The organism is Bacteroides sp. 3_2_5 (assembly GCF_000159855.2).
In the GTDB taxonomy this organism is placed as follows: Bacteria; Bacteroidota; Bacteroidia; order Bacteroidales; family Bacteroidaceae; genus Bacteroides; species Bacteroides fragilis.
Genome location: NZ_JH636045.1, coordinates 362,784 through 387,879, shown reverse-complemented (window position 1 = coordinate 387,879; position 25,096 = coordinate 362,784). Strand labels below are relative to the sequence as shown.

The 25,096-nt window shown below is 44.3% G+C and carries 22 protein-coding genes and 1 tRNA gene; 15 read left to right on the top strand and 8 right to left on the bottom strand.

Going from position 1 to position 25,096, the window contains the following annotated elements; genetic code table 11:
- Window positions 1–164: 164 nt before the first annotated feature.
- On the bottom strand, window positions 165–1,631 hold the full coding sequence (locus BSHG_RS03245; protein WP_005798834.1) for an aminoacyl-histidine dipeptidase: 1,467 nt from the start codon (window positions 1,629–1,631) through the stop codon (window positions 165–167).
- 161 nt (window positions 1,632–1,792) lie between these two features.
- Here BSHG_RS03245 and BSHG_RS03250 point away from each other — a divergent pair, with 161 nt between their 5' ends.
- From BSHG_RS03250 to BSHG_RS03270, 5 genes are all read left to right on the top strand, one after another.
- On the top strand, window positions 1,793–2,026 hold the full coding sequence (locus BSHG_RS03250; RefSeq protein ID WP_005789240.1) for a hypothetical protein: 234 nt from the start codon (window positions 1,793–1,795) through the stop codon (window positions 2,024–2,026).
- 27 nt (window positions 2,027–2,053) lie between these two features.
- Window positions 2,054–2,659: an OmpH family outer membrane protein gene (locus tag BSHG_RS03255; protein ID WP_005789239.1), complete on the top strand. Its 606-nt coding sequence runs from the start codon at window positions 2,054–2,056 to the stop codon at window positions 2,657–2,659.
- A 143-nt stretch (window positions 2,660–2,802) separates the two neighbouring features.
- Window positions 2,803–3,702: a LytTR family DNA-binding domain-containing protein gene (locus BSHG_RS03260; RefSeq protein ID WP_008661093.1), complete on the top strand. Its 900-nt coding sequence runs from the start codon at window positions 2,803–2,805 to the stop codon at window positions 3,700–3,702.
- Between the two features lie 102 nt (window positions 3,703–3,804).
- Window positions 3,805–5,748, top strand: coding sequence for a TonB-dependent receptor plug domain-containing protein (locus BSHG_RS03265; RefSeq protein ID WP_008661091.1), 1,944 nt, complete (start codon window positions 3,805–3,807; stop codon window positions 5,746–5,748).
- A gap of 13 nt (window positions 5,749–5,761) precedes the next feature.
- The gene (locus tag BSHG_RS03270; RefSeq protein WP_008661089.1) at window positions 5,762–6,169 is read left to right on the top strand and encodes a DUF2141 domain-containing protein; all 408 of its coding nucleotides are present in this window, start codon (window positions 5,762–5,764) and stop codon (window positions 6,167–6,169) included.
- 68 nt (window positions 6,170–6,237) lie between these two features.
- On the opposite strand, the gene BSHG_RS03275 is transcribed toward BSHG_RS03270, so the two are convergent.
- Window positions 6,238–6,582, bottom strand: a complete 345-nt coding sequence (locus tag BSHG_RS03275; RefSeq protein ID WP_005789226.1) for a hypothetical protein — start codon at window positions 6,580–6,582, stop codon at window positions 6,238–6,240.
- Window positions 6,579–6,881: an FtsB family cell division protein gene (locus BSHG_RS03280; RefSeq protein ID WP_005789224.1), complete on the bottom strand. Its 303-nt coding sequence runs from the start codon at window positions 6,879–6,881 to the stop codon at window positions 6,579–6,581. Before BSHG_RS03280 ends, BSHG_RS03275 begins: the two co-directional genes overlap by 4 nt.
- Before the next feature lie 148 nt (window positions 6,882–7,029).
- Here BSHG_RS03280 and BSHG_RS03285 point away from each other — a divergent pair, with 148 nt between their 5' ends.
- The 10 genes from BSHG_RS03285 (at window position 7,030) to BSHG_RS03330 (ending at window position 19,732) form a co-directional block, all read left to right on the top strand.
- Entirely contained in the window at window positions 7,030–8,874 is a 1,845-nt protein-coding gene (locus BSHG_RS03285) for a DNA polymerase III subunit gamma/tau (protein WP_005789221.1), read from the top strand.
- A gap of 101 nt (window positions 8,875–8,975) precedes the next feature.
- Window positions 8,976–9,956: a GIN domain-containing protein gene (locus tag BSHG_RS03290; protein ID WP_008661085.1), complete on the top strand. Its 981-nt coding sequence runs from the start codon at window positions 8,976–8,978 to the stop codon at window positions 9,954–9,956.
- 368 nt (window positions 9,957–10,324) lie between these two features.
- Window positions 10,325–13,063, top strand: a complete 2,739-nt coding sequence (locus tag BSHG_RS03295; RefSeq protein WP_008661083.1) for a TonB-dependent receptor — start codon at window positions 10,325–10,327, stop codon at window positions 13,061–13,063.
- Window positions 13,064–13,089: 26 nt separating this feature from the next.
- Entirely contained in the window at window positions 13,090–14,304 is a 1,215-nt protein-coding gene (locus tag BSHG_RS03300) for a DUF4876 domain-containing protein (RefSeq protein WP_005789215.1), read from the top strand.
- A gap of 38 nt (window positions 14,305–14,342) precedes the next feature.
- Entirely contained in the window at window positions 14,343–15,893 is a 1,551-nt protein-coding gene (locus BSHG_RS03305; RefSeq protein WP_008661081.1) for a DUF6850 family outer membrane beta-barrel protein, read from the top strand.
- A 21-nt stretch (window positions 15,894–15,914) separates the two neighbouring features.
- Complete coding sequence (locus BSHG_RS03310; protein ID WP_005789211.1) at window positions 15,915–16,499, top strand: hypothetical protein; 585 nt, start codon at window positions 15,915–15,917, stop codon at window positions 16,497–16,499.
- Complete coding sequence (locus BSHG_RS03315; RefSeq protein WP_005789209.1) at window positions 16,483–17,058, top strand: PepSY-associated TM helix domain-containing protein; 576 nt, start codon at window positions 16,483–16,485, stop codon at window positions 17,056–17,058. The genes BSHG_RS03310 and BSHG_RS03315 overlap by 17 nt, the downstream gene beginning before the upstream one ends.
- 27 nt (window positions 17,059–17,085) lie before the next feature.
- Complete coding sequence (locus BSHG_RS03320) at window positions 17,086–17,973, top strand: ABC transporter ATP-binding protein (protein WP_005789207.1); 888 nt, start codon at window positions 17,086–17,088, stop codon at window positions 17,971–17,973.
- A 25-nt stretch (window positions 17,974–17,998) separates the two neighbouring features.
- Window positions 17,999–18,670: a hypothetical protein gene (locus BSHG_RS03325; protein WP_005789206.1), complete on the top strand. Its 672-nt coding sequence runs from the start codon at window positions 17,999–18,001 to the stop codon at window positions 18,668–18,670.
- A 33-nt stretch (window positions 18,671–18,703) separates the two neighbouring features.
- Window positions 18,704–19,732, top strand: coding sequence for a DUF4857 domain-containing protein (locus BSHG_RS03330; RefSeq protein WP_005789204.1), 1,029 nt, complete (start codon window positions 18,704–18,706; stop codon window positions 19,730–19,732).
- A gap of 191 nt (window positions 19,733–19,923) precedes the next feature.
- On the opposite strand, the gene BSHG_RS03335 is transcribed toward BSHG_RS03330, so the two are convergent.
- The 5 genes from BSHG_RS03335 to BSHG_RS03355 all read right to left on the bottom strand — a co-directional run bounded on the left by BSHG_RS03335 (window position 19,924) and on the right by BSHG_RS03355 (window position 24,893).
- Window positions 19,924–19,997 (bottom strand) — tRNA-His (locus tag BSHG_RS03335).
- 79 nt (window positions 19,998–20,076) lie between these two features.
- Window positions 20,077–21,195, bottom strand: coding sequence for a CapA family protein (locus BSHG_RS03340; protein ID WP_005789202.1), 1,119 nt, complete (start codon window positions 21,193–21,195; stop codon window positions 20,077–20,079).
- Between the two features lie 12 nt (window positions 21,196–21,207).
- Window positions 21,208–22,839 (bottom strand): redoxin domain-containing protein, encoded by a 1,632-nt coding sequence (locus tag BSHG_RS03345; protein WP_005789199.1) that lies wholly within the window; start codon window positions 22,837–22,839, stop codon window positions 21,208–21,210.
- 67 nt (window positions 22,840–22,906) lie between these two features.
- Window positions 22,907–23,788 carry a bifunctional methylenetetrahydrofolate dehydrogenase/methenyltetrahydrofolate cyclohydrolase FolD gene (folD, locus tag BSHG_RS03350; protein ID WP_005780414.1) on the bottom strand — a complete coding sequence of 294 codons (882 nt, stop codon included), beginning with the start codon at window positions 23,786–23,788 and terminating at the stop codon, window positions 22,907–22,909.
- Between the two features lie 19 nt (window positions 23,789–23,807).
- On the bottom strand, window positions 23,808–24,893 hold the full coding sequence (locus BSHG_RS03355) for a TlpA disulfide reductase family protein (protein ID WP_005789197.1): 1,086 nt from the start codon (window positions 24,891–24,893) through the stop codon (window positions 23,808–23,810).
- Window positions 24,894–25,096 lie beyond the last annotated feature (203 nt).

The window sequence follows — 25,096 nt, the reverse complement described above, 5'->3', positions numbered from 1 at the left end:
TTGGATTCCTTTTAAATGCTGTTCGGTTGAAGTTCACCACAGAGTAACACGAAGTAATACAGGGTAATACAGAGTAATACGGAGTGACACAGAGCCTTTTTGTTAATAATCAACAATTACCCGTCTCCTCTGTGTAACTCTGTGTCCTCTGTGGTGAAATAGCTTTAGTTCTTAGCCGGAATATGTGCCAACACATCCAGCAGATGTTTCCAGAATTTATCTACCGAAGGAATATGCATCCGTTCGTCCGGAGAGTGAACTCCTGTCAAGGTGGGGCCGAATGAAATCATATCCAGGGCAGGATATTTGTCGAGGAACAAGCCACATTCCAGTCCTGCATGGATTGCCTTTACTTTGGCATCAACACCGAACAGGCGTTTATATGACTCTTCCGCCACTTTTAGGATTTCCGAATCCGGATTGGGTTTCCATCCCGGATAACCTTCACCCCAGTTGACCTGAGCACCGGCGAGTCTGAATACGGCACGGACCGTTGTTGCTATATCGTCGCGAGAAGAAAGGATAGAACTGCGCTGGCTGGTTTCGATACGGATGGTGTTTTCCGGCTTCATTTTTACAGATGCCAGGTTTGTTGAAGTTTCTACCAGTCCCGGAATATCTTGACTCATGGCATATACTCCGTGCGGGCAACCGTATAGCGAAGTAATCAGCCGATAGGAAGTACTCGAGTCGATGGACCAGTCGCGGTGCGGCTCTGTTTCAAGAAGAATGTTCAGATCCGGTTCCACCCGATGAAGTTCGTTTTCGATTTCGGCGGTGAATACGTTCAAGGCTGTACGTATGTCATGTTTGTAATGTTCGGGCACGGAGAATACAGCTGAAGCTTCACGCGGAATGGCGTTACGCAGATTACCTCCGTTGAATTCATAGAGGTGGAAGTCCTCCTGGTAAGTAGTCATCATCTGATAGAGAAACCGGTTCAGTATCTTGTTGGCATTACCGCGTCCCAGATGTATATCCCCTCCGGAGTGTCCGCCTTTCAGACCTTTAACGGTTATGCGGAAGCAGAGGTGGCTGATGGGTGTCATTTCATTTTCATATTGAAATTCGGCCACTGTATCAATACCGCCCGCACAACCGATGTAAAGTTCACCTTCGTCTTCCGAGTCGAGATTAAGCAGAATTTCTCCGCTCATAAAGCCTTCTTTCAAGGCGAAAGCGCCGGTCAGTCCTGTCTCTTCATCTACAGTGAACAGACATTCGATAGGACCGTGTTCAATACTGTCGTCAGCCAGAATGGCTAGTTCGGTCGCTACTCCGATGCCGTTGTCGGCTCCCAAGGTTGTTCCTTTGGCTTTCATCCACTCTCCGTCAATCTCCGTTTCGATGGGATCGGTTAGGAAGTCATGGTCCGTATCATTATTCTTTTCGCACACCATGTCTACGTGCGATTGTAGAATCACTGTCTTCAGATTTTCTTTACCCGGTGTTGCCGGTTTTTTGATAAGCACGTTGCCGGCTTCGTCTACTTTGGTTTCTAAATTATGTTTTTCTCCGAACGCCTTTAAATAGGCGATCATCTTCTCTTCCTTCTTTGAAGGACGGGGCACCTGGCAGATTTCATTGAAGAAGTGAAATACACCGGCCGGTTTCAGTTCTGATTTTTCCATTCTCTTTTCTTTTTATGGAATTAAAAATTCAATTTTAACCCCTTATTGCTAAATATGGTTAATTTACTTGCGAATTTTGAACTCGTTTCTCTTTTTTTATGGTAAAAAAGGAGGCTTAGTCAGTACAAAAGTCTATATTTGCACCCACAAAATTAATAGAAATGCTCTATACAATACTGATAACTCTGTTAATAGTTGCTATTTGCCTTGGTTTATTAGGCATAAAAGTCTTTTTTACAAAGGGTGGAAAATTTCCCAACGGGCACGTCAGCGGCAATAAAGCGTTAAGGGAGAGAGGCATAAGTTGTGCACAGTCCCAAGACCGGGAAGCACAGAAGAAACGACGTTTTTCTATTGATGAAATTGAAAAAGCCTTAAACGATAGTATGAACTAATTAATTAAAAAACTATATTTTACAAGTATGAAGAGAATGAATTACCTCATTAACGGATTTGCTGCTCTTGCATTCCTCTTTCTTTTTTCACAATGCGCTGGTAAAGCTGATAATGCTGCTGCTCCTGCCGCTTCCGGAAATGCAAATGCCACTTCTGGTTTGAAAATCGCTTATGTAGAAGTAGATACTTTGTTGTCTCAATATAATTTCTGCAAAGACCTGAATGCTGACATGATCAGCAAGGAGGAGAACAGCCGCATGGTGCTGAATCAGAAAGCAAATGAACTGCGTAAATCTCAACAGGAATTCCAGAAGAAATATGAAAGTAATGCTTTTATTTCTCCGGAAAGAGCACAGCAGGAATATGCACGCTTAGGTAAATTGGAACAGGATTTGCAGGCTCTGCAGAACAAACTGGCTACAGAGATGGCATCGGAGAATGCTAAAAACAGTCAGATTCTGCGTGACTCTATTAACGCTTTTCTGAAAGAATATAATAAAACAAAAGGTTATAACCTGATTATCAGCAATACCAGCTTTGATAATCTGCTGTATGCCGATAGCACACTGAACATTACTAAAGAGATCGTAGACGGACTTAACGCAAGATATACTCCTGTGGCTAAGAAATAAAATCGGTTTACTATACTATAGAATAGAAGAGGCAATTCCAATTACCGGGTTGCCTCTTTTTTTAGTTAAGATAATCTCCCTGTTTATCGTATCTGTCCGATATTTTATATTACTTTGCAGGGAAAGCGAATAAAATACAATATATGGGAAGTCATTGGGGTGAAAAAATACGAAGATACCTGCAAAGCCCTTATCCGGTTGCATATCAAAGATGGAAGGTTGTGTTGATTTCTTCCCTGGTTGTATTTCTGATATTACTGGTTTTACAGCCATTTGGGATATCCGGCATTAGGCAGCATAAGTTCTGGATACTTGTGGGCTTTATGGGCGTGACAGCAGTATCTCTGAGTATTCCGATGTATGTCTTTGGCAAACTGTTTCCGAAGTTCTATAAAGAAGAAACATGGACTGTGTGGAAACAGATTGTCAATCTGTTACAGATACTTTTTTTTATAGCTATCGGGAACTGGATTTATTCTACTCTCGTTTTTGGTTGGGGATTACGTTGGGATGTCTTTTGTGCCTTTGCATTATTCACTTTGGTCATCGGACTTTTTCCTACTGTACTTTTCATTTTGTTGAATCAAAATAGACTGTTGGCCATTCATCTGAAAGAGGCTACCGAGATGAATCTCCATTTGCAACGTTCGGTATTGCCGGCCGAATCTGTGGAAACAACACAAGACAGCCCTTTTCTTTTGTTTCAAGGAGGCATCCGGGAATCCTTGGAATTGGACTCTAAAGACTTGTTGTATGTAGAATCCAATGGAAACTACATCCGGGTAAATTATCAGAAAGCAGGTAAAAACGTTCAGTGTCTGTTGCGTGCAACCATGAAGCAGGCAGAAGAAGTAACAGCCGTTTGTCCGTTGGTGCTGAAGTGTCACCGGGCCTTCCTGGTCAACGTCCGTAAGGTGGTGAAAGTGAATGGAAACTCCCAGGGATATCGTTTGCTTCTGGAGGGTTGCCCGGAAGAGATACCTGTATCCCGAGGCTATTCGAAACAGGTTAAAGAACTGATAGAAGGTATCTCTGGCGACTAACTATTGATCACAAAAGGATGCAGTTCGTCACACGTGAGGTGCTGCTTATCACATATCCGGGCTGTCCGTCCCGGATATTTTTTTGCTTTGTGCCAATCCTTTATGTTTGCCGATGAAAACGTTAGCAAACAGATCACCATGAAAGGATTTTATGTACCAGCCGCATTGAGCCTGATGTTACTCTCGCTCCCGATCGCTGCACAAAGTGTAGCTACGGATACCATTCTCCTGGCCACTTTCAATGATAGTATATCGTTGGACGAGGTAGTAATCAAAGCACATAAGACGCCGAGGGCCAACAGTCGTTGGAGTGATCTGCAACCTGTCGATCTGGTAACAGTAGGAGGTTCCAACGGAGATTTATACCGGGCTTTGCAAACACTTCCGGGGGTTCAACTCCAAGGTGAAAGCGGTCGTTTACTGGTACGTGGAGGGAACAGCAACGAGACACAAACCTATATAGACGGCATGCATGTGTTGAATCCCTATACTACTACCGGGACTGATACTCCTGCACGCGGGCGTTATTCTACATTTATGTTCAGTGGTGTCAATCTGGCTTCCGGAGGACAGTCGCAGGAGTATGGAGAGGCTTTGTCTGCTGTTCTTCCTTTGGAGACCAAAGACTATAGTACGGTTAATAAGTTCGGGATGAATGTTTCGACTGTCGGAATGGGTGGAGGCGGTACACGGGCTTTCAATCGATCCTCATTGTCATTGAATCTCGATTATCAGAATCTGGTTCCTTATGATCGGGTTTATCCTTCGCGCATAGATTTTAAACGGCCGTATCGCATGCTATCCGGTGCGACCCAATTTCGCTACACACCGAATGAAAAGACCCTTTTTAAATTTTATGTGGGATATGATCGTACGGATTTTTCGAATTACACAGATATCGATCATCATCTTTTCGGCCTGGGTGAAAACAATATATACCTCAATACAACATTCCGCAAACGTACAGCTTTTGATTGGAATTGGTTTATCGGAACTGCCTACTCTTTTTATGATCGGAAAGTGAAAGGAGCAGTGAAGGACCGGGATGTATGGAACGAACGCCAACAAGAGTTCCATCTGAAAGCAAAGTTCTTCAAACTGTTTACTTCGCGGTTGCGTCTGGATATGGGTGTGGAGACTTTTGTGCGTTCTTATCGGAACCACTATCAGTTGGAAACATTGCGTGATATGCATCAAATGTATCCCACTATCTATGCCGGATTTCTTTCGTCTGCTTTTTATCTGTCGGAGAATCTTAAAACTGAAATATCTCTCCGCCCCGAATATACTTCGTTAAACCGGACAATGAACTGGTCTCCCCGGGCTGCTGTCAGTTATACGTGGAATCATCTGCTGGTGTCGGTCGTAGCAGGGCAATATACCCAACTTCCGGAAAACGACTATCTGATAAGGAATATCTCTTTGCCTTCTAATGTTTGCAGACAAGTTCTTTTTAGTCTCCAATATGAACAGGGAGGCCGGTTTTACAAAGCAGAGTTCTATTATAAAAATTATAAGAAACTGGAATTATCGGTTCCGGACGGTATCACTCCTGATGGATATGGATACAGTAAAGGTATTGACCTGTATTTTTGTGACAATGCCCTGTGGAAGAATTTTGAGTACCGTTTGTCTTACTCTTATAACCTCTCGAAACGTAAATATCGGGAGTATACAGAACTTACGGTGCCACAGTATGCCACCCGTCATAACGCATCGCTGGTGTTGAAATACAGTGTTCCCCGATTGCGAACCATCTTTAGCGTGACCGATGGGGTGGCAAGCGGGCGTCCCTACCACAATCCGGAACTGTCCGGACTGATGAATGATGAAGTAAAACCCTATCATTCTCTCGATTTGGGTATTACGGTTCTGGCGGGCAAAAAAGTGATTGTACATGCTTCTGCCACCAATCTGCTGGGACGTAAGAATGAATATGGGCGTATCGACGGAGAGGCTGTCCGTACTTCAAGCGACCACTTTTTCTATCTGGGAGTGTATATCACATTGGGTAAGAAGGTAGCTTATGATGTTTCTAATTTTTAAATATTATACCATTATGAAAACAATGATTATTTCAATTATCGTAGTATTAGCAAGTGTGGCCGTATCCGGTCAAAGTCTGACATTAACAGTTAAAGACGTGGAACATGTGGAGGGAACTCTTTATGTGGCTATCTATTCGTCCAAAGAGAACTTTATGAAGAAACCTCTTTTCGGTTTTCGGGTGGCTGTGAAAGACCGTACAATGACAATACCTTGTAAAGGAATTCCTGCCGGGACCTATGCCATCTCCCTCTTTCAGGATGAAAACGGAAATGGAAAGTTAGACACCGGTTCATTCGGGCGCCCTTTAGAGAAATTTGGATTCAGCAATGATGCCGAGGGTATCATGGGAGCTCCTTCGTATGAAAAGTGTTGTTTCGAATTTAAACGAGATACTACGGTGGTCATTCATTTAAAATGATAATGCGGCATCCTGCCGACTGTTGTCTTGTTGACCAAAGCTCTGTCTTACCTATCGGAAAACAAATTCTATTTGGAAAGTTCTTTTTCTTCTTCCTGCGGAATACGGAATGCCGTGTATAATTCCAGTATGGCTGCGATAGTAAGGCAGGCAATCCATTCATTGCCACGTGTGGTGAACATAAAAGCTCCTGTCAATATCAGTGCTAATGCACCGAAGATCTGCTGGATACGCAGTCGGCGGAGCGTCTTGCTTTTAGCCCGAAGCGGAGTATTCACCTGAGCCAATGCGACAAAACCTGCCCCGATGGTATATATATAAGGTGCATAGACCCATCCGGTGATAAAGACAGCGGCCCCTATGAGGGCCATTACTGCGCCTACGGCGAAAAGTGCGGGTATCAGTTGTTTCATTCTTCCTCGTCAAATACGTAAATGTCTTCGTTGGGCTTTTTCATCAGGTATTTTTCGCGCGCTATCTGTTCGATAGCTTCGGGATTGGTACTCAGTTCGTTGAGGCGCTCCGTATTCTCTTCGTATTCTGCGCGATATTTATCAATCTCTCCCTGCAAGCGGCTGATTTCGCGTGCGTAGCCGATGCGGCGGATCATACTGTTTTCGTCCAGAAATCCGATGATGACACCGAATGCCACGACGGTAATCCAGTATTTATGTCTGCCTATGAACTCCCAGATAGTGATTAATTTGCCCATGATTTTCTCATTAATTCCAGTTGCAAAGATAAAACTAATAACTTAAAACGTATCATTTCCGCTCTAAAACTTATTTCGCTTCCTTTTTTATCCTTGCACTTTTTTGCGTACATTTGCACAAACTCAAAAAATAGAGATTATCCGGAATATGGAAAACTATATCGTATCCGCCCGTAAATACCGCCCTTCCACTTTTGAGTCGGTTGTGGGACAACGGGCACTGACCACTACACTGAAAAATGCTATCGCCACTCAGAAACTGGCGCATGCTTACCTGTTCTGCGGACCGCGCGGAGTGGGTAAAACGACTTGTGCACGTATCTTTGCCAAGACCATTAACTGTATGAACCTTACGGCAGATGGCGAAGCCTGTAATGAATGTGAGTCGTGTGTCGCTTTCAACGAGCAACGGTCGTACAATATTCACGAGCTGGATGCGGCGTCCAATAACTCGGTAGACGATATCCGTCAGTTGGTGGAGCAAGTACGCATTCCGCCCCAGATTGGCAAATATAAAGTATATATCATTGACGAGGTACACATGTTGTCAGCTTCGGCATTCAATGCTTTTCTGAAAACACTTGAAGAGCCTCCCCGCCACGCCATATTTATTCTTGCAACAACAGAGAAACATAAGATTCTTCCTACCATCTTGTCGCGTTGTCAGATTTACGACTTTAACCGTATCAGCGTAGACGATACTGTGAACCATTTGACTTACGTAGCGTCTAAAGAAGGAATCACGGCGGAGCCTGAAGCCTTGAATGTGATTGCGCTCAAAGCGGATGGGGGTATGCGTGACGCTCTCTCTATCTTTGATCAGGTGGTTAGTTTCACCGGAGGAAATATCACCTACAAGAGTGTGATTGAGAATCTCAATGTATTGGATTACGAGTATTACTTCCGTTTGACAGACTGTTTTCTTGAGAATAAAGTGAGCGATGCCTTGTTGCTTTTTAACGATGTGCTCAACAAGGGATTCGACGGAAGTCACTTTATTACCGGACTTTCATCTCATTTCCGCGACTTGCTGGTTAGTAAAGATGCCGCCACGCTCCAGTTGCTTGAGGTAGGTGCCGGTATTCGTCAACGCTATCAGGAACAAGCGCAGAAGTGTGCGTTACCTTTCTTGTACCGGGCCATGAAGCTTTGCAATGATTGTGACATGAATTATCGTGCCAGCAAAAACAAGCGTTTGCTGGTGGAACTGACTTTGATACAAGTTGCGCAGCTTACCGTCGAGGGGGATGATGGTAGTGGTGGGCGTGGCCCTAAACAAGCTATAAAACCCGTTTTCACGCAACCCGCCGCTGCTCAGCAGCCTCAGGTAGCACCTATTGCTTCACCATCTCAGAGTATGAATGCTGCTACACCTGTTGCTCCGCAGGCTGTGTCTCAACAGGCTGGCAGTTCTCCGGCTGTCAATGTACGTCCGGGTGGAGCAGTTTCTCCATCGGGTGCTATGCCCGATGCGGTACGGATGGCTCAATTTAAAGAGGAAAAGAAGATTCCTGTCATGAAAAAGTCCAGTCTTGGACTTTCCATCAAGCATCCGCAAAAGGAGGAAGAACAGCGGGGAGCGGGTGTTGTCCATACTGCTCAGATGTCGACGCAGCAGATCGAAGAAGATTTTATTTTTAACGAACGGGATCTGAATTATTATTGGCAGGAGTATGCCGGACGTATGCCGATCGAACAAAAGGCGATAGCCATGCGTATGCAGAATATGCGTTTGTCATTGCTCAACGACACGACTTTTGAGGTGGTGGTAGATAATGAAATCGTTGCGAAAGATTTCACGGCTCTGATTCCCGGTATACAAGCTTACTTGCGTGGTTCGCTGAAGAATCGTAAGGTGACAATGACTGTCCGCGTCAGTGAAGCAACCGAAAATGTACGTGCTGTCAGTCGTGTGGAAAAGTTTCAGATGATGGCTCAAAAGAATAATGCATTGTTACAGTTGAAGGAAGAATTTGGGTTGGAACTCTACTAAAAAAGATACTGCGTTACCTATTTTCAAAAAAAGAGGATCGGCCATGCAACGTTTTGTGTTGTTGTAACGTCTAATAGCTATAATCAAAAAACATAATCGATATGAAAGCAATTTGTAATAAAGGGATTTGTGTATTTCTTTTTTTGTCATTACTGATGTCGGCAACTATGGTAAATGCACAGAGAGTGATCACAGCAAGTGGTAAGTATATAACAAAGAATATCAAAGTGACCCGGTTTGATCAGATTTATTTGAAAGGAAGTCCCACGATTGAATATACGCAGTCCCCGGGAGCATCCAAAGTACAAATTGCAGGATCGGATAATTTGGTCGATTTGGTGGAGTGCCGTGTAGAAGGAAGTACGTTGATAGTGAATATGAAGTCACGTACCAATATTTCTTATGGTAAAGAGGGACGACTGAAAATCTTGGTTTCCAGTCCGATGCTGAAGAGCGCTTCTTTGCAAGGTTCTGGCGATATCCATTTAGGAAGTCTGAAAGTGGAAGGGCTGGATGTATCATTGACAGGTTCAGGTGATATTGTTGCGGAAAGTATAACTTGCAACGGTGATTTTTCTGCCCTGTTGCAAGGTTCGGGTGACATTGACGTGAAGGGGCAGCTTCGTGCTAAAAGTGTGAATCTGAATTTGCAAGGCTCCGGTGATTTGAAAGTAGCAGGTGTTACCGGAAGCGAAATCAGTGCGATGCTTCAGGGATCGGGTGACTTGAAAGTTGGAAGTACTAATATCACATCGACTGTAACGGCAAAGTTGAGTGGCTCGGGTGATATGGATGTATTGGATATTCGTGCCAATAGCGTATCCGGACAGTTGGATGGCTCAGGAGACATGACTTTGTCGGGTTCTGCTTGTAATGCCACGTTGGTTTTGAACAGGTCGGGAGAACTCAGTGCGCGAAAACTGGATGCTGAAAATGTAACGGCTCATGTCAATGGATCAGGGGAAATCTCCTGTACAGCCACGAAGACACTTGAAACCAATATCCAAGGTAGTGGAGAAATTTCTTATAAAGGAAATCCGAGTATACGGTCGACAGGTAAGAATCATCTGAACAGACTCTAAAAAGTATTACATTCTGCCGACAGGCAAGACGGATAAAGCGTCTCCTAACAATAAACATCCATTGTTAGGGGGCGCTTCGTCTATTATCCCCTGTAGTAATCTTGTTTTCTATACGAAGTGATGGAGCCGGCCGGATATGATTTCTGTTATGTAAAAAAGGTGATAACCGTCTTACACTTTGCCGATCGACTGCCGGAAGAGGTGATTGCTACGTTGTCTGGCAGAGTATCTGTATCTACGTTGATGATTGTTAAGTAAACACCTAAATGTAGGTATCCTATTTGTGAATAGATACACTATTATACCTAATTTTTGGTATTGCCTCTGCTGCGGATATCTTATACTTTTGCGAGCTAATAGAAAGTAAGATGATTCGTAAAATTGCATATACATTTTTTTCTTTTCTAATTTGCTGCAATGTATCTCTTGCGTGGGGACAGACATTTGCATTCCGAGGTACTGTATTGGATGAACAGACTCATAAGGGATTGGATTATGCCACCATTCAGTTGTTTGTGGAAAAGCAATTTGCTTATGGAGGAATAACAGATGCAAACGGACATTTTGAACTTCTTCATATCCATCCTGGGACCTATCGGATTATCATATCTTATTTAGGATATGATTCTACCGAGAAAGAAATTAAGGTTGTGGGAAATACTTCTGATATATTTTATTTAAAGCCCTCGAACATGGCGCTGAACGAAGTGGTAGTGACTGCTTCCGAATCAAAGCGTGCGACCAGTGCTTCCATAGTTGACCGTACCGCCATGAAACATCTTCAACCCAGCAGTTTCAGTGATTTGATGGAATTGGTGCCCGGAGGAAAATCGGCTGATCCTCAGATGGGACAGGCTAATCTGATCCGTATACGTGAAACGGGTAAGACGGAAGATATCTCTTCATTGGGAGTCGGATTCTATATTGATGGTATTTTTCAGAATACGGATGCGAATCTGCAATATATGCCGAGTAGCACTTCTGCCGTAAATGCGACGAGTACGATGTCAAAAGGGGTGGACATGCGTACTATCCCGACTGATAATATTGAAAAGGTGGAGATCATTCGTGGTATTCCTTCGGTAGCTTACGGTAACGTGGCAAACGGTGCGGTGATTATTCAGCGTAAAACCAGTGAAAGTCCGTTATCCGCACGTTTCAAAGCCGATAAGACCAGTAAGCTGTTTTCTGTAGGCAAAGGATTCCGGTTGGATGGGAACGGACGTTATGTTTTGAATACCGATTTGAGTTATCTGGATTCAAAGATAGATCCCCGCAATAGTGTGAAAAACTATACCCGCCTCACAGCTTCCGCCCGTCTGGATGGAAAGTGGTTATGGAATGAACGCAATATTCACTGGAATCTCAGTACCGATTATACCGGTTCGTTTGATGATGCAAAGAGGGATAAAGATGCGACAGTAAAGGAAGACTCCTATAAATCAGACTTTAGCAGCTTCAAAATGGCGGGAAAATGGAATCTGAAATTTTCGAATCATTCGTGGATTCGTGAGATTCATGCGGCAACCTCTGTTAGTTGGCAGTGGGAGAAGATGCGTGAAACAAAATCCGTCTCTCTGAATCGTCCGGCTGCCATTGCCACTCAGACAGAGACCGGAGAATCTGACGGTATCTATCTGCCTTATAATTATGTGGCACAGATGGAGATTGACGGTAAACCTTTATATGTCACGGTTTCCGCACGTACACATTTGGCTTTTCCACTGGGTGGACTGCAAAATAGGATGAATTTGGGAGTGGAATGGAACTACCAGAAGAATTTGGGGAAAGGCCAGGTATTTGATGTGACGCGACCTATCAGTGAAGGTTTAAGTACGCGTCCGCGCCGTTTTAAAGATATACCGGGACTGCAACCTTTTGCTTTCTATGCCGAAGAGGTGTTGAATCTTCCCGTAAAAAGGCATAAATTGGCTTTTACAGCCGGTATCCGTTTGCAGTCTTTATTGGGGCTGGACCGCAAATATGAGATGCAGGGTAAGATCTATCCAGACCTTCGTCTGGATCTGCAATGGAGTTTGCCTACATCCAACGGATGGAATATTGCCTTTTCGGGAGGTCTGGGCTGGATCAGCCGTATGCCGACTACCGCACAGCTGTATCCGGACTTCAAGTATGTGGATTTGATTCAATTGAATTATTATCATAACCATCCGGATTATCGCCGCATCAATATGATGACGTATAAATGGGATAATACTAATTATCAGTTGGAACCGGCACGTAACATGAAATGGGAAGTGCGGGCGGATATTGGTTACAAGGGAAACCGTTTGTCGGCGACTTATTTCCGCGAACGGATGAATAATGCTTTTGATGACCTCACATACTATAAATCATTGGCATATAAGTTATATGATCCGGCAAGTATCGATGGTTCGGCTTTGACAGCCCCTCCCGAACTTTCTCAGTTGACTTATGCCAATGAATACAACCTGGATGTGTATTCCACGCAAGGAAATGGAATGAAGGTGCATAAAGAAGGAGTGGAGTTTCAGTTCGCTTCCAGACGAATTGAATCGCTTAAGACTCGTGTCACAGTGTATGGAGCTTGGATAAAGACAGTTTATAGTTCGGATTCTCCCAAATACAAGGCCTCTTCTATATTGCTAGACAACAAACAGTTGAAATATGTGGGATTGTACCAGGGGGAGAACGGGACAGAAAGTCAGGCATTCAATACGAATTTTATGTTTGATACTTATATACAGCGTTTGGGACTTACTTTCTCCACATCGGCACAATGTACTTGGTATACCAACAGACGGAACTTATGGAATAATGGCGTTCCGGTCAGCTATATCGACCAATCCGGTGAAACACATCTATTTCGTGAAGAAGATAAAAACAATATTCAGTTACAGCATCTGGTAGAGAAATATTCGGCTACCTATTTTGAGCGTACCACCGTACCTTTTTATATGGATATCAATCTGAAGGCGAGTAAGCGGATCGGTAAATATCTGAACCTGGCTTTTTATGTAAACCGGCTTTTAGGTATTTATCCTGATTATACCCTACGGGGTGTGTTGCAGCGGAGAACCTCCGAGTCGCCTTATTTCGGTATGGAGATGAACCTGACTTTTTAGTAAATGAACAATAAAACAAAATAGAAATGAAAATGAAAAAGAATCAATTGACAATGGCAATCCTTTTTGCGACCATGCTGGGATTTACCGCATGTAGTGATGATGACAAAGTAAATATATCCACTGTAAGCATTACCACTACTGTAGATACCACTATCGAGGGCCTGCAGCTGACCGGTGGAACCTATACTTTTGAAAATATAAATACATCGGTTAAGACAGACGTTGCCTATCCGCTCCAAAGCATTGAATTGGCAGATGGATTGTATAATGTGACTTTTATAGGTAAAGGTACTTATTCACAAAATGGAACTTCCGTGGAGGTCGATGTACAGGGAGTACAGCAGAATGTGACTGTTTCCGGAGGATCATGCAAGTTGGAACTGACGGTTCATGTACTCAATACAGGCGAGCCCGGTTTTGTGATTGCCGAGATATTTATTCCCGGAACCTATAATGAAGCTGGAAAGCAATATAATGGCGATCAGTATGTACGTATCTATAACAACTCGGATAAAGTTTTGTATGCCGATGGATTGATCTTTATGGAATCACAATTCCAAACTACCCAAAAATACCAGTCGGTAGATCCGGATATTATGAATGAAGCCATTGCAGTAGGTTCTGTTGTAGCGGTGCCGGGCAGTGGAACGGATCATCCGGTACAACCGGGAGAATCTTTTATTCTGTGTGACAATGCGATCAATCATAAAGAGGCTAATCCGAATTCAATAGATTTAAGTAAGGCCAATTTTGAGTGGTACATAGAGTCAAAACAAGATGTGGATAATCCGGCTGTTCCCAATCTGGATATTTATTATTGTTATTCCAAGACTATCTGGGTGTTGAATAAACAAGGAAATCGTGCTTATGCTATCGGCAGATTGCCCCAAGGCATGACAAAAGAAAAGTATATTTCAGACTATGCATACAATTATACGTATATCATGCAAAACGGGACAGCCAGCAAACCCCAAAGCAAATATAAGTTCCCCAATGAATGGATAATTGATGCCGTAAACGTAGGGGCTTCCAATGAATGGCAGTGGAATGTTACTTCTACCGGATTGGATATGGGACATACTTATGTCGGTGTGAACAATACTATTGCAGAAAACATCGGAAAATGCGTAATGCGTAAAGTAGCCTATAAGGATGGTGAGCGTGAAGTATTGCAGGATACAAATAATTCTACTGTTGATTTTACACCTGCAGCCACTCCGAGCCTATTTAACAAATAATTGAATCCATCTTATTGATATATAAATCTTTATTATTCATGATGCGAATCCGAATTATCATTACGTTGCTGATTGCTTTATTTGTGGAGAGTCGGCAGGAAGCCTTCGGGCAGACTGCCGACACACTCTCCCTGTCCGATAAGGTAATCCGTACCGCTTCATTTGCGACCGGATTTCGTGGTGAGGTATGGAGGAATCCGGCACTTTATTATTACTATACTCCGTATACATGGACAAGGTTGGACGTAAATGGAGCTTATCATGATAAAGGAAAAGCATCTTTGAAACAGGAAGGTGATAAGGATACCCATATCGGGGTGGATGTTCACTCTTTCGTCATTCTTTCGGGACGTGATCGTGTATTCGGTTCAGCAGGATACAGGAGTGAGAAACAGGAGAATGTGCTATGGAACGAAAATATAGACTGGAGACTGATTGCTCCTTACGTGACCGGTGATTCTATTGGAGGTTTTTTGAAAGGAGAAACTTACTATTTCAATGGAGGTTACGCCAGTGAGTCGGGTTCTTGGACGTGGGGAATCACTGGTGGTTATAGGGCTTCCCATAATTATCGGGATAAAGATCCGCGTCCGCGTAATACAGCTTCCGATCTTTCTTTTGCTTTGGGAGCAGGATATCGTTTGGGAGCGTATCGTTTGGGAGTTTCTACAGATTTCCGGCTTTATCAGCAGAAAAGTGAGATTTCGTTCCTTGCGGATAAAGGCTCTACTTCAGTATACCATATGTTGGGATTGGGTATGGATTATGTGCGTTTTGCCGGAAATCAGACTGGAACGAAGCATCAAGGTACCGGGTGGGGAGGAAGTATAGGTATCCTGCCGGTTGATACGGAGAAAGGCATATCTGCCACTGTTTCGGTCGATCGCATGTCGATGGACAAGAAATTAAGCAATGCCAATAATCTTACTTTATTGAATTTGGCAACAACGGATTTGAAAGGGAATGTGACTTGGATGCGAAAACTTCAGCAGTCGGAGCACCTTGCAGTAAAGCTGGATGCAGGCTATACAGTCCGTAAAGGGACGGAGAATCTGTACGGTGAGGCAGGCGGAAGTTCTTATGGTGCATTAATCAGTACATCTCCGGGAATGAAAGTCACGAATTGTCAGATTGCTGCCAGCGGTTTATGGGAGAGGCTTTTGACCGATAAGTCAGTATGGGGAGGAGCAATCATTCCAAGTATAATTTTTCATCGGTCGGAAACAGATTACAGCGCTATATCCCGGTTTGTTCATCTGTCGGCTCTGGAGAGCTCTTTACGTGCCCGTTTGCAGTATCAGAAGAGGCTGTTACGATTGACTGCGGAGGCCAATGGCGGGTATTATGCCAATTTATCGGCCGAACATTCTTTACCGGGGCTGAATCTTGCGAAGTCGGCCTCTCAAGCTTTGTTGGCGAATATCGACTATTTGTCCGATAGCTATGGGATGGTAGGTATTCGTTTACAAGGGGATTATCCTATTATGAAACAATATAATCTGTCTTTGTCGGTTCAATGGCAGGCCGCATATTATAAAAAAAGTGGAACGACCCGGTATGTCGCTTGTTCACTGGGCATCTTTTTCTAACAAATAAAAACAATTAAGCATATGAAAATTAAATTTATGGTCGCTGCAACCTTAATAGCAGCTTTGGTAACTACTACTTCTTGTGGAAACAGTAACAAACAGAGTCAGTCCGAAAAAACGGAGCTGGCAGCTCCGGCGGCATTAAGTGTCGATAACCTGTTGGCACATGCCGATTCATTGGCTAACCGGGAGGTGACTATAGAAGGTATCTGCACGCATACCTGTAAGCATGGAGCTACAAAAATCTTCCTGATGGGCAGTGATGATACCAAAACGATTCGTGTGGAAGCCGGACCGCTGGGTTCATTTGACACTAAATGTATCAATGCCATTGTTACAGTGACCGGGACATTGAAAGAACAGCGGGTAGATGAAGCCTATTTGCAAAACTGGGAGTCTAAATTGAAAGCGCAGACCGAAAAATCTCATGGCGAAACAGCTGCCGGATGTGATTCGGAAAAGAAAGCGCGTGGCGAAACAGCTAATACTCCTGAAGCCCGTATTGCAGACTTTCGTGCAAAAATAGCGGAAAGAAAAGCTGCCACCGGAAAAGATTACCTATCATTCTATTATATGGAAGCAAGTTCTTATGAAATCGCGGAATAAAGGTACTGTATTTCGCAAATGGAGCCGGATCATCCACCGTGATTTATCTTTCTTCTTTGCGGGAATGATTTTGATTTATGCTATTTCGGGTATCGTGATGAACCATAGGGATAGCATAAATCCTCATTATACAGTGACACGAACGGAATATAAGATAACAGAGGACCTGTCGGATAAAAGTAAAGTCAATGAGAAAGTGATTTTGGCTTTGCTGGAACCTTTGAACGAAGCCGGAAATTTCACTAAATATTATTATCCAAAGCCGGATCGGATTAAAGTTTTTCTGAAAGGTGGTTCGAGCCTGGTGGTTAATACCCGGACAAAGGATGCTGTTTACGAAGGAGTGAAGCGTCGTCCGCTGATTTCTTCCATGGTACAGCTTCATTTCAATCCGGGTAAATGGTGGACTTGGTTTGCCGATGCCTTTGCTGTCAGTCTGATTGTTATCACCGTCAGCGGTATGGTGATGATAAAAGGTCCTAAGGGGTTATGGGGTAGAGGAGGGATCGAGTTGGTGGGCGGTATCCTGATTCCTATTCTTTTCCTGATGTGTTTCTAGTAACAAACAAAAAATGATTTATAAAGCATGAGTGCAATTATAGAATGTAAGAACCTGACCCATTATTACGGTCAGCGCAAGATTTATGAGAACTTGAGCTTTGAAGTGCCTCAAGGACGTATCTTGGGACTGTTGGGTAAGAATGGTACAGGGAAAACGACGACCATTAATATATTGAGCGGTTATCTTCAGCCGCATTCGGGCGAATGTCGCATCTTTGGTGAGAACATTCAGACCATGGATCCTGCTTTACGCAGGAACATCGGTTTGCTGTTGGAGGGGCATGTCCAATATCAGTTTATGAATATCACACAGATAGAAAAGTTTTATGCTTCTTTTTATCCGGGACAATGGAAGAAAGAAGCTTATTATGACTTGATGAACAAATTGAAGGTAGCTCCGGGACAACGTATTTCGAGAATGTCGAACGGACAGCGTTCGCAAGTGGCATTAGGGCTGATTCTGGCACAAAATCCGGAGTTGTTAATTCTGGATGACTTCTCTTTAGGACTTGATCCGGGTTATCGTCGTCTTTTTGTAGATTATTTACGTGATTATGCCCGTTCCGAGAACAAGACGGTTTTTCTGACTTCCCATATTATTCAGGATATGGAGCGGCTGATTGATGATTGTATTATTATGGATTATGGTTCTATCCTTATCCAGCAACCTATTGAAACGTTGATGAAAGGGTTGAGAAAATATACTTGCACTGTCCCCGAAGGTTATCAGCCTCAATTGCCGGTGACTTGCTATCATCCGGCTGTTATTCGTCAGACTTTGGAAACATATTCTTTTTTGCCCCCTTCGGATGTCGAGGGGCTATTGAAGGAAAATCAAGTTCCCTTTACTGGTTTGCAGCACGAAAATGTAGGTCTGGAAGATGCCTTTATCGGTCTCACCGGAAAGTATTAATAATGTAAATAAATAGAGAAGAAATATGATACAAGCCATATTTTATAAAGAGTGGATAAAAACGCGCTGGTATTTGTTGCTGGCAACCCTTTTTATGATAGGAATCACAGGATATTCCATGCTTCGTATTGGTCGTACCATTGCCATACAGGGAATCGATCATTTATGGGTGGTAATGGTCCAGAAGGATGCTATATTTATCGATCTGTTACAATTTGTTCCTTTACTGACCGGTATATTGCTGGCAGCCGTACAGTTTTTCCCTGAGATGCAACGCAAGTGTTTGAAACTTACCTTACATTTACCTTATTCACAGAAGAAGATGGTCATGGCTATGTTAGCCTTTGGAGTACTTGCGCTGTTTACATGTTTTGCTACGAGTTTTATTATCATGGGAGTTTATTTGCCGCAACACTTTACAAGTGAGCTGGTACAGCGTATCTTACTCTCGGCTGCTCCGTGGTTTTTGGCCGGATTTGCCGGGTATCTGCTTGTTTCATGGATTTGCCTGGAACCTACATGGAAGCGGAGGGTCTTGAATCTGATTATTGCCGCATTGATTTTTCGTGTCTATTTCCTGGCTCCGGGAGCAGAGGCTTATAACAGTTTCTTGCCCTGCCTGACACTTTATACGCTGCTTATCGCTTCTCTTTCATGGATTTCTGTGGTACGGTTCAAAGCCGGTAAGCAAGACTAACCGAATGTTTATTACCAAAAAAATTAAACGAACATGATTCGATTCAGCAAAATGTTTTTTTATGTTACTGTGGCTGTGCTGCTTGTATGGCAGTTGCCTTGGTGCTATGCTTTTCTCACATTGAAGCCTGCCAAGACTCCTTTTACTATGTATAGTTCCGTGCTTGGTGATTTTGTCATTACGCAACTGGATGAGAATAAGCAGCTTCACCGTTATGATACGAAAGGCAATACATATACACAACAACAGGTCGACAGTCTGTTACCTTCTCTTTACGTACGTCAGCTTACGGCAGACGAACGTTTTCCCGATACTATTTGCGGTAGGGCAGTTAGTCCGAAAGACATCCAGTTGACTAACTTTACTTTCAAGAGTGTGCCGTCAGCTATCAATGCTCCCCAAACAGGACTTTATTTCCTGATGGAGTCCATGTCCAAGCGGGTGGATTTGAAAATGCCCGAAGATGCTTTTCGCTTTACCGATAAAGGTATCGAATTTATTCGTATGGAGACGAATCGTATAGATGAGGCGAAGAGTGAATTGTTTACGGAGATGCTGGTTCAGAAAGGGTTTGCTTTTCCCGCAAGCTATGCTTCGGGCAATCCGACTACCCGTAAAGACTATGATGAGGGGTATCTGGTTTTGGATGCCAACCATAAACTGTTTCATCTGAAGTGTACCAAGGGACGTCCGTATGTGAAACTGATTCAGCTGCCTGAAGGCGTTTTGCCGGAATATGTATTTATTACTGAGTTCCGCAGTCGCCGGACTTTGGGGTATATGGTAGACAGCCAGCATCATTTTTATGTGATCAACAGTGATGGAAGTTTGGTTAAATCAGCTCTTCCCGGTTTCGATCCCACCAAAGACGAGTTGACTATCTTTGGAAATATGTTCGATTGGACTGTAAAGTTATCAACGGATAAAGATGACTATTATTATGCTTTGGATGCTACTGACTATTCACTAATTAAAGAATACGCTTATAAAGATATGCGCCGCTCTGTTCCGGGATTATCCTTTACATCCCCTGATGACAAGTTTGTTATGCCTCGTTTTTAATTGTGGTCTGACAAGGTGCATTTTGTTTTAATGGTTTACAGTTTTCTGTAGAGGCGGGATTTTGATCCTGCTTCTGCAGATTTTTTATAATCCTGTGTCTTTGGCGGACAGGTCTTTCACTTACGTTGATCCTTAATTGCCTTATATAAACAAAGAGAGGAAATTCAATAATGAATTTCCTCTCTTTGTTGGGTGGCAGATGGGACTCGAACCCACGACATTCAGAACCACAATCTGACGCTCTAACCAACTGAACTACAGCCACCATGTTAGCATCTCTCTCAAATGCGATGCAAAGGTAGCGATTCTTTTTGAATCTGCAAACATTCTGCGAACTTTTTTCTTCAAAAAATGTATTCATTAATTCCGCGGTTATGCTTGCGGAAGAGTTCCCGGGTGTCATTAATAAAGATTTTCAGGTGGTTACGTTCTTCTGCCGATAAAGAGTCTGTCGGAATGCTTGCCGGGTATAAAACGTAATTTTTCTTTTTGGAGAGTGTGGGGCGTGCAGTCCATATCAGACTATACCCGCAATTGCTGACAGATGTGCCTATACTGTTTTTCGTTAATTCGAGTTTAAAGAGCAGTCCCCCGTCTGTTTTGCGGGCAGACATGTTCGAAATAAAATTACCTAAAGAGTAAAGCACCACATTTTGCTGTCCGCTGAGCGTATCGGTTCGCAACTCCATGGGCTGTACCACGTGTGGATGGGAGCCGATCACATGGGTGACTCCCCGGCTAAGCAACCAGTCGGCAAGAGATGTTTGTTCCTTGTTGGGCAGCGATTGGTATTCGATGCCCCAGTGCATACATGCAATCAATGCATCCGGGTTCAATGCTTTGGCAGTTTCGATGTCCCGGGCCATGATATCCTTATCGATATAATTGACGATGTTGGGGGCAGATACCTTGATGCCGTTAGTGCCATATGTATAATTGAGCAGGACAATGCGGAAGCCATTCTGTTCCAGCAAGAGCGGATACCGCGAGGCACGGGCCGTGCTGTCGGTGTAGGTGCCGGCATACGGAATTTGTAGGGAATCCAACATCAGGATGGTTCTTTCCAACCCTTTTTTGCCTCGGTCGAGGCAATGATTGTTGGCTGTTATCAATACGTTGAAGCCGGCATCTTTGATTGCGGTCAGATATTCGTCGGGGGCACTGAAGGCCGGATACCCCCGATAGGGCTTTCCACCGAGGGTTACCTCCAGATTTCCGATGGCGATGTCTGCTTTGCCGATTTCTTCTTTTATCAGTTTAAAGTAGTCTGTATAGTCGTACCCGGTTGCTGTCCGGGCTGCGTCTATCTGTGCCTGATGCTGCATCAGGTCGCCTGCAAAGAGGAGGGTGATCTTCTGTGCGGGTATTGTGTCGGCCGATGAGGTAGGGACAGGTTGCTCTTGCGCGTTGCTACTGCAAGATACAGAACAAAAAAAGAGAAAAAGAAGAATCAGATGTTTCATAAATTACCGATATTAAAGTTCTTTCTGGAGAATACGTTCCACCTCTTCGGCTGTAGGGTTCACGGCAAGAATGATTCCTTGGGCGTTCACGAGGAAAGTTCCGCCGGCAGCGTTCGGTATCCGGTATTTTGACCAGATCTGTTGAACGTCATTCAGCTCGATAAGGTTCAGCCAGGGATAACCGTCTTTCCGTATGGCTTCTCTCATACGGATATCGCTGTTCTGCTCGCGTGCGACGCCGATGACGGTGAATCCACGGTCTTTATATTTTTCGTAGATGGGAATCAATTGCTTGGAGGTCGTACGGCACGGACCGCACCAGGAAGCCCATAGGTCGATCAGAGCCACTTTTCCCCGTATCTGTTCGGACAACTGAACCATGTTACCATTCAGGTCGGGAGCGGAGAAGTCGATGAAACGGTTTCCCGTCTTGGGTTGGTTATTGTCGATAAACATTTGCATTTCCCGGGTATAGGGATGTTCGGGATAGCGGGAGGCATACACTTTTTGAAATACTTCCAGATAGGGGATGACATCTTCATCTTTCCGTGCGTTCTCCACCTTCATTTTCAGGATAAATAGTCCCACCAGCGAAGGGTGTTGCGAGGCTTGTTCCGTTTCCCAAATTACTTTTTTCCGAAAGAGTTGTTCCCTTTCCTTTATAAGTGCTTTTGCTTCTTCTGTGAATGCTTCGCCACTTTCTTCCAGGCGGTCTCTTTCTCTGAAAAGCTTGTTTCTTTCTTCGGGATTGTCTTTCACCTGATCGAATTTTTTCCAGAGTGCTTGCATGGCTTCACTTTCAAAACGTCCGTATTTTTCGAGCGTATCTCTTCGTGCGTTGAGTTCATCGAAACTGAACTTATCCTCCCCTTCCGCTTCAAATAGCCGGAGGGCCGTCGTCAGTGGGTTGAGGGTCTCTATGCGATAGGGTGGGCGTGCGTCTATGGCAGATATGGTGAAAGATACCGTTCCATTTTCTGCAAAGAAAGTGACCGGATACCAGCAACCGTTTAACAGGTCGTCCCAGCAAATAAGCTCGTAAGCCTTTTCGTGGTCGGTATAGAAGTCGTACTCAAAGACACCGTTGCGCACCGGTATCGAAATCCACGGGGTACCGCGTGTATTCTTGTTGCTTTCTATAAGTATCAGGCGACTGGTTTGTGGTCGGTTTGCCATTTTGCCGGCCAGGTGGCAGTGTACTTTCTTTTTGGGGACAGATGCGTCAAGGCAAATTCCCTCGATCCGGAAGTCTTCTTCATTGTTGCTTTCTACAAAGTCTATCGTCCGGTCCTGCGGATCGATAGGGGCAAATTGCAGAGTAAACGTCACATTGCCCGAAGCCGGCATGTATACCTGCTTGTCCAGTTCGAAACCTTGCGATCGGATGACAGGGTAATTCTTCCCGCTTTGCTCCCCGTGTAGAGAGAGCTCTGAAGCCAGCCGTATCCAATAGTTAGGGCGCGAGTAAGCATCCATATACAGAATGGTAGCTGTGTCATTACGGACGATCCGGCTGATTTCAAGTGCGTCGGTATTTCTTTTTTGATATGAGGGATAGTCGATAGAAAAATTTTGTGCGGCAGCCCATGGGGTACATGCGAAGAGAAAGACGCACAAGCCTGTGGTTTTAAATATCGTATTCATGATACTAAGGTATTGAAAAGCAAATTCTCCGTTTCCCCTTCTATGAAGAGGGAAACGGAGGAGTGGGTTATTGATAGATCGCCTTCTTACCTGCCAGCAATGTATTTTTCATCAGTGACACGATGGTCATCGGGCCGACTCCTCCCGGAACGGGAGTGATGAACGAACATTTCGGGGATACTTCGTCAAACTTCACATCTCCTGTGAGCTTGAACCCGGACTTCTTGCTGGCATCGGGCACCCGGGTGGTACCTACGTCAATGACCACGGCACCTTCTTTCACCATTTCCGCCTTTACGAAATTGGGTTGTCCCAATGCAGCGATAATGATATCGGCTTCCCGACACTCTTTCACCAGATCTTTTGAGCGGCTGTGACATACGGTCACCGTAGCGTCTCCCGGATAAGCCTTCTGCATCATCAGTGCAGCCATCGGTTTGCCAACAATATTGCTGCGTCCCAATACGACGCACTTTTTCCCGGATGTCTCTATCCGGTAGCGTTTCAGCAGTTCGAGGATTCCATTCGGAGTGGCCGATACATAGCAAGGCAGTCCGATAGACATGCGTCCTACATTGATCGGGTGAAATCCGTCCACATCTTTGCGGTAATCGATGGTCTCAATCACTTTTTGTTCGGAGATGTGTTTGGGCAACGGAAGTTGTACGATAAATCCGTCTACATCGTCATCTTCATTCAGTTCGCGTACTTTGGCAAGCAGCTCGTCCTCTGTCACATCACTTTCGTAACGGATCAGTGACGACTTGAATCCGCACACTTCGCAAGCTTTTACTTTGGCGGCTACATATGTCTCGCTGCCTCCGTCGTGTCCTACGAGGATGGCTGCCAGGTGAGGGCGTTTGCCTCCATGAGCCACTATTTCTGCCACTTCGGCTGCAATCTCCTGCTTTACTTGTTCGGAGATGGCTTTTCCATCAATCAGTGTCATTTCTTATTCGTTTATTGAGTTATTTATTGTTTAGTACTTCGGCTACTTTATTTTTCATTCCTTCTCCTCTGAGGTCACGTGCGATGATGGTTCCGTCAGGTCCGAAGAGGAGGATGAAAGGGATACCTTTTACACCGTACAGATCCATGGGCGTCATACCGGTGTCGATAATTTGCGGCCAGTCGATATTGAGTTCCTTGATCGCTTTTTTGGTATTTTCCGGTTTGTCCCAGACTGCTACTCCCAGAACAGTCAGTCCTTTGTCTTTGTATGTGTTGTAGAGTTCGGCTATATGAGGCGATTCGGAACGGCAGGGGCCACACCAGCTTGCCCAGAAATCTACCAAAGTGTATTGACCTTTGCCCACAAAATCGGATAAAGAGCTTGCGGCGCCGTCTATGGTCTTACCGCTGAAGTCGGTAAACTTTTGTCCTACTGCCGTCGCTTTCATGCCTTGAAACTGCTTTTCGATGCGGTGATATACGCTCAGTGACTTCAACCAGGGGCCGGAAGCCGCAAATATGGTGTCCATCTCTTCGGGCAAAGCGCACATGGCAAGCTCTCTGATGGCAAACTCTCCGAGTGCATTGTCCGGGTTCTTCATAAACATGTCTTTGTATAGTCGGGTATAAGTCGGATGCCAGTAAGTATCGGCGTATTCTTTTTTAAGCCGGAGTTGTTCCGATTTGTCTTCTGTTTGCTGTTCGATGGCCGCATGTCTTTTTCTCAACTCTGTGACCAGCTCGGATGTCTTATCAGATATGTGGGTATACTCCTCATTCATTGGCGTTCCCTTCGGGTCATTGTGAGTCAGTACATTGACCTGGATGTTGCCCCCTTCGAGGATGAAGTTGGCATACTCTCTCCCCGCATCGATGCGGCAAAAACAGGGGATGTCCGCTTTTCCGGTGAATTTAAATTGCCCGTTGGTCACTTGCGTGCTATCCACTTTCATTCCGTCGTCATAACGGCTGATATAGAGTGTCTGTCCGTTCAGGGTAGAATCGTTTATCAAACCTTCTACCGTATAGGAGTGCCCATTGTGTTGTGCGTTGGCTATCCCGGCTATGGAAGCAAGCGCCAGAGTGAAGAGAATGTGTTTCATTGATTCAATGCTTTTATGGTATCAGGCAAAAGTAATATCATTTACCATCCCCTGTTTTTTGTCAAGAGTAGCTTTATAGATTATTAACAGGGTGGGGAGGAGTTCCGAAGGCAAAGAGGAACTTCTGGGAATAGAGCCGGGATCCGATGCGGGTAGAGCCGGGGGGTTACTGAAATGCAGTAAGCATCTGACTGCAATGCAGC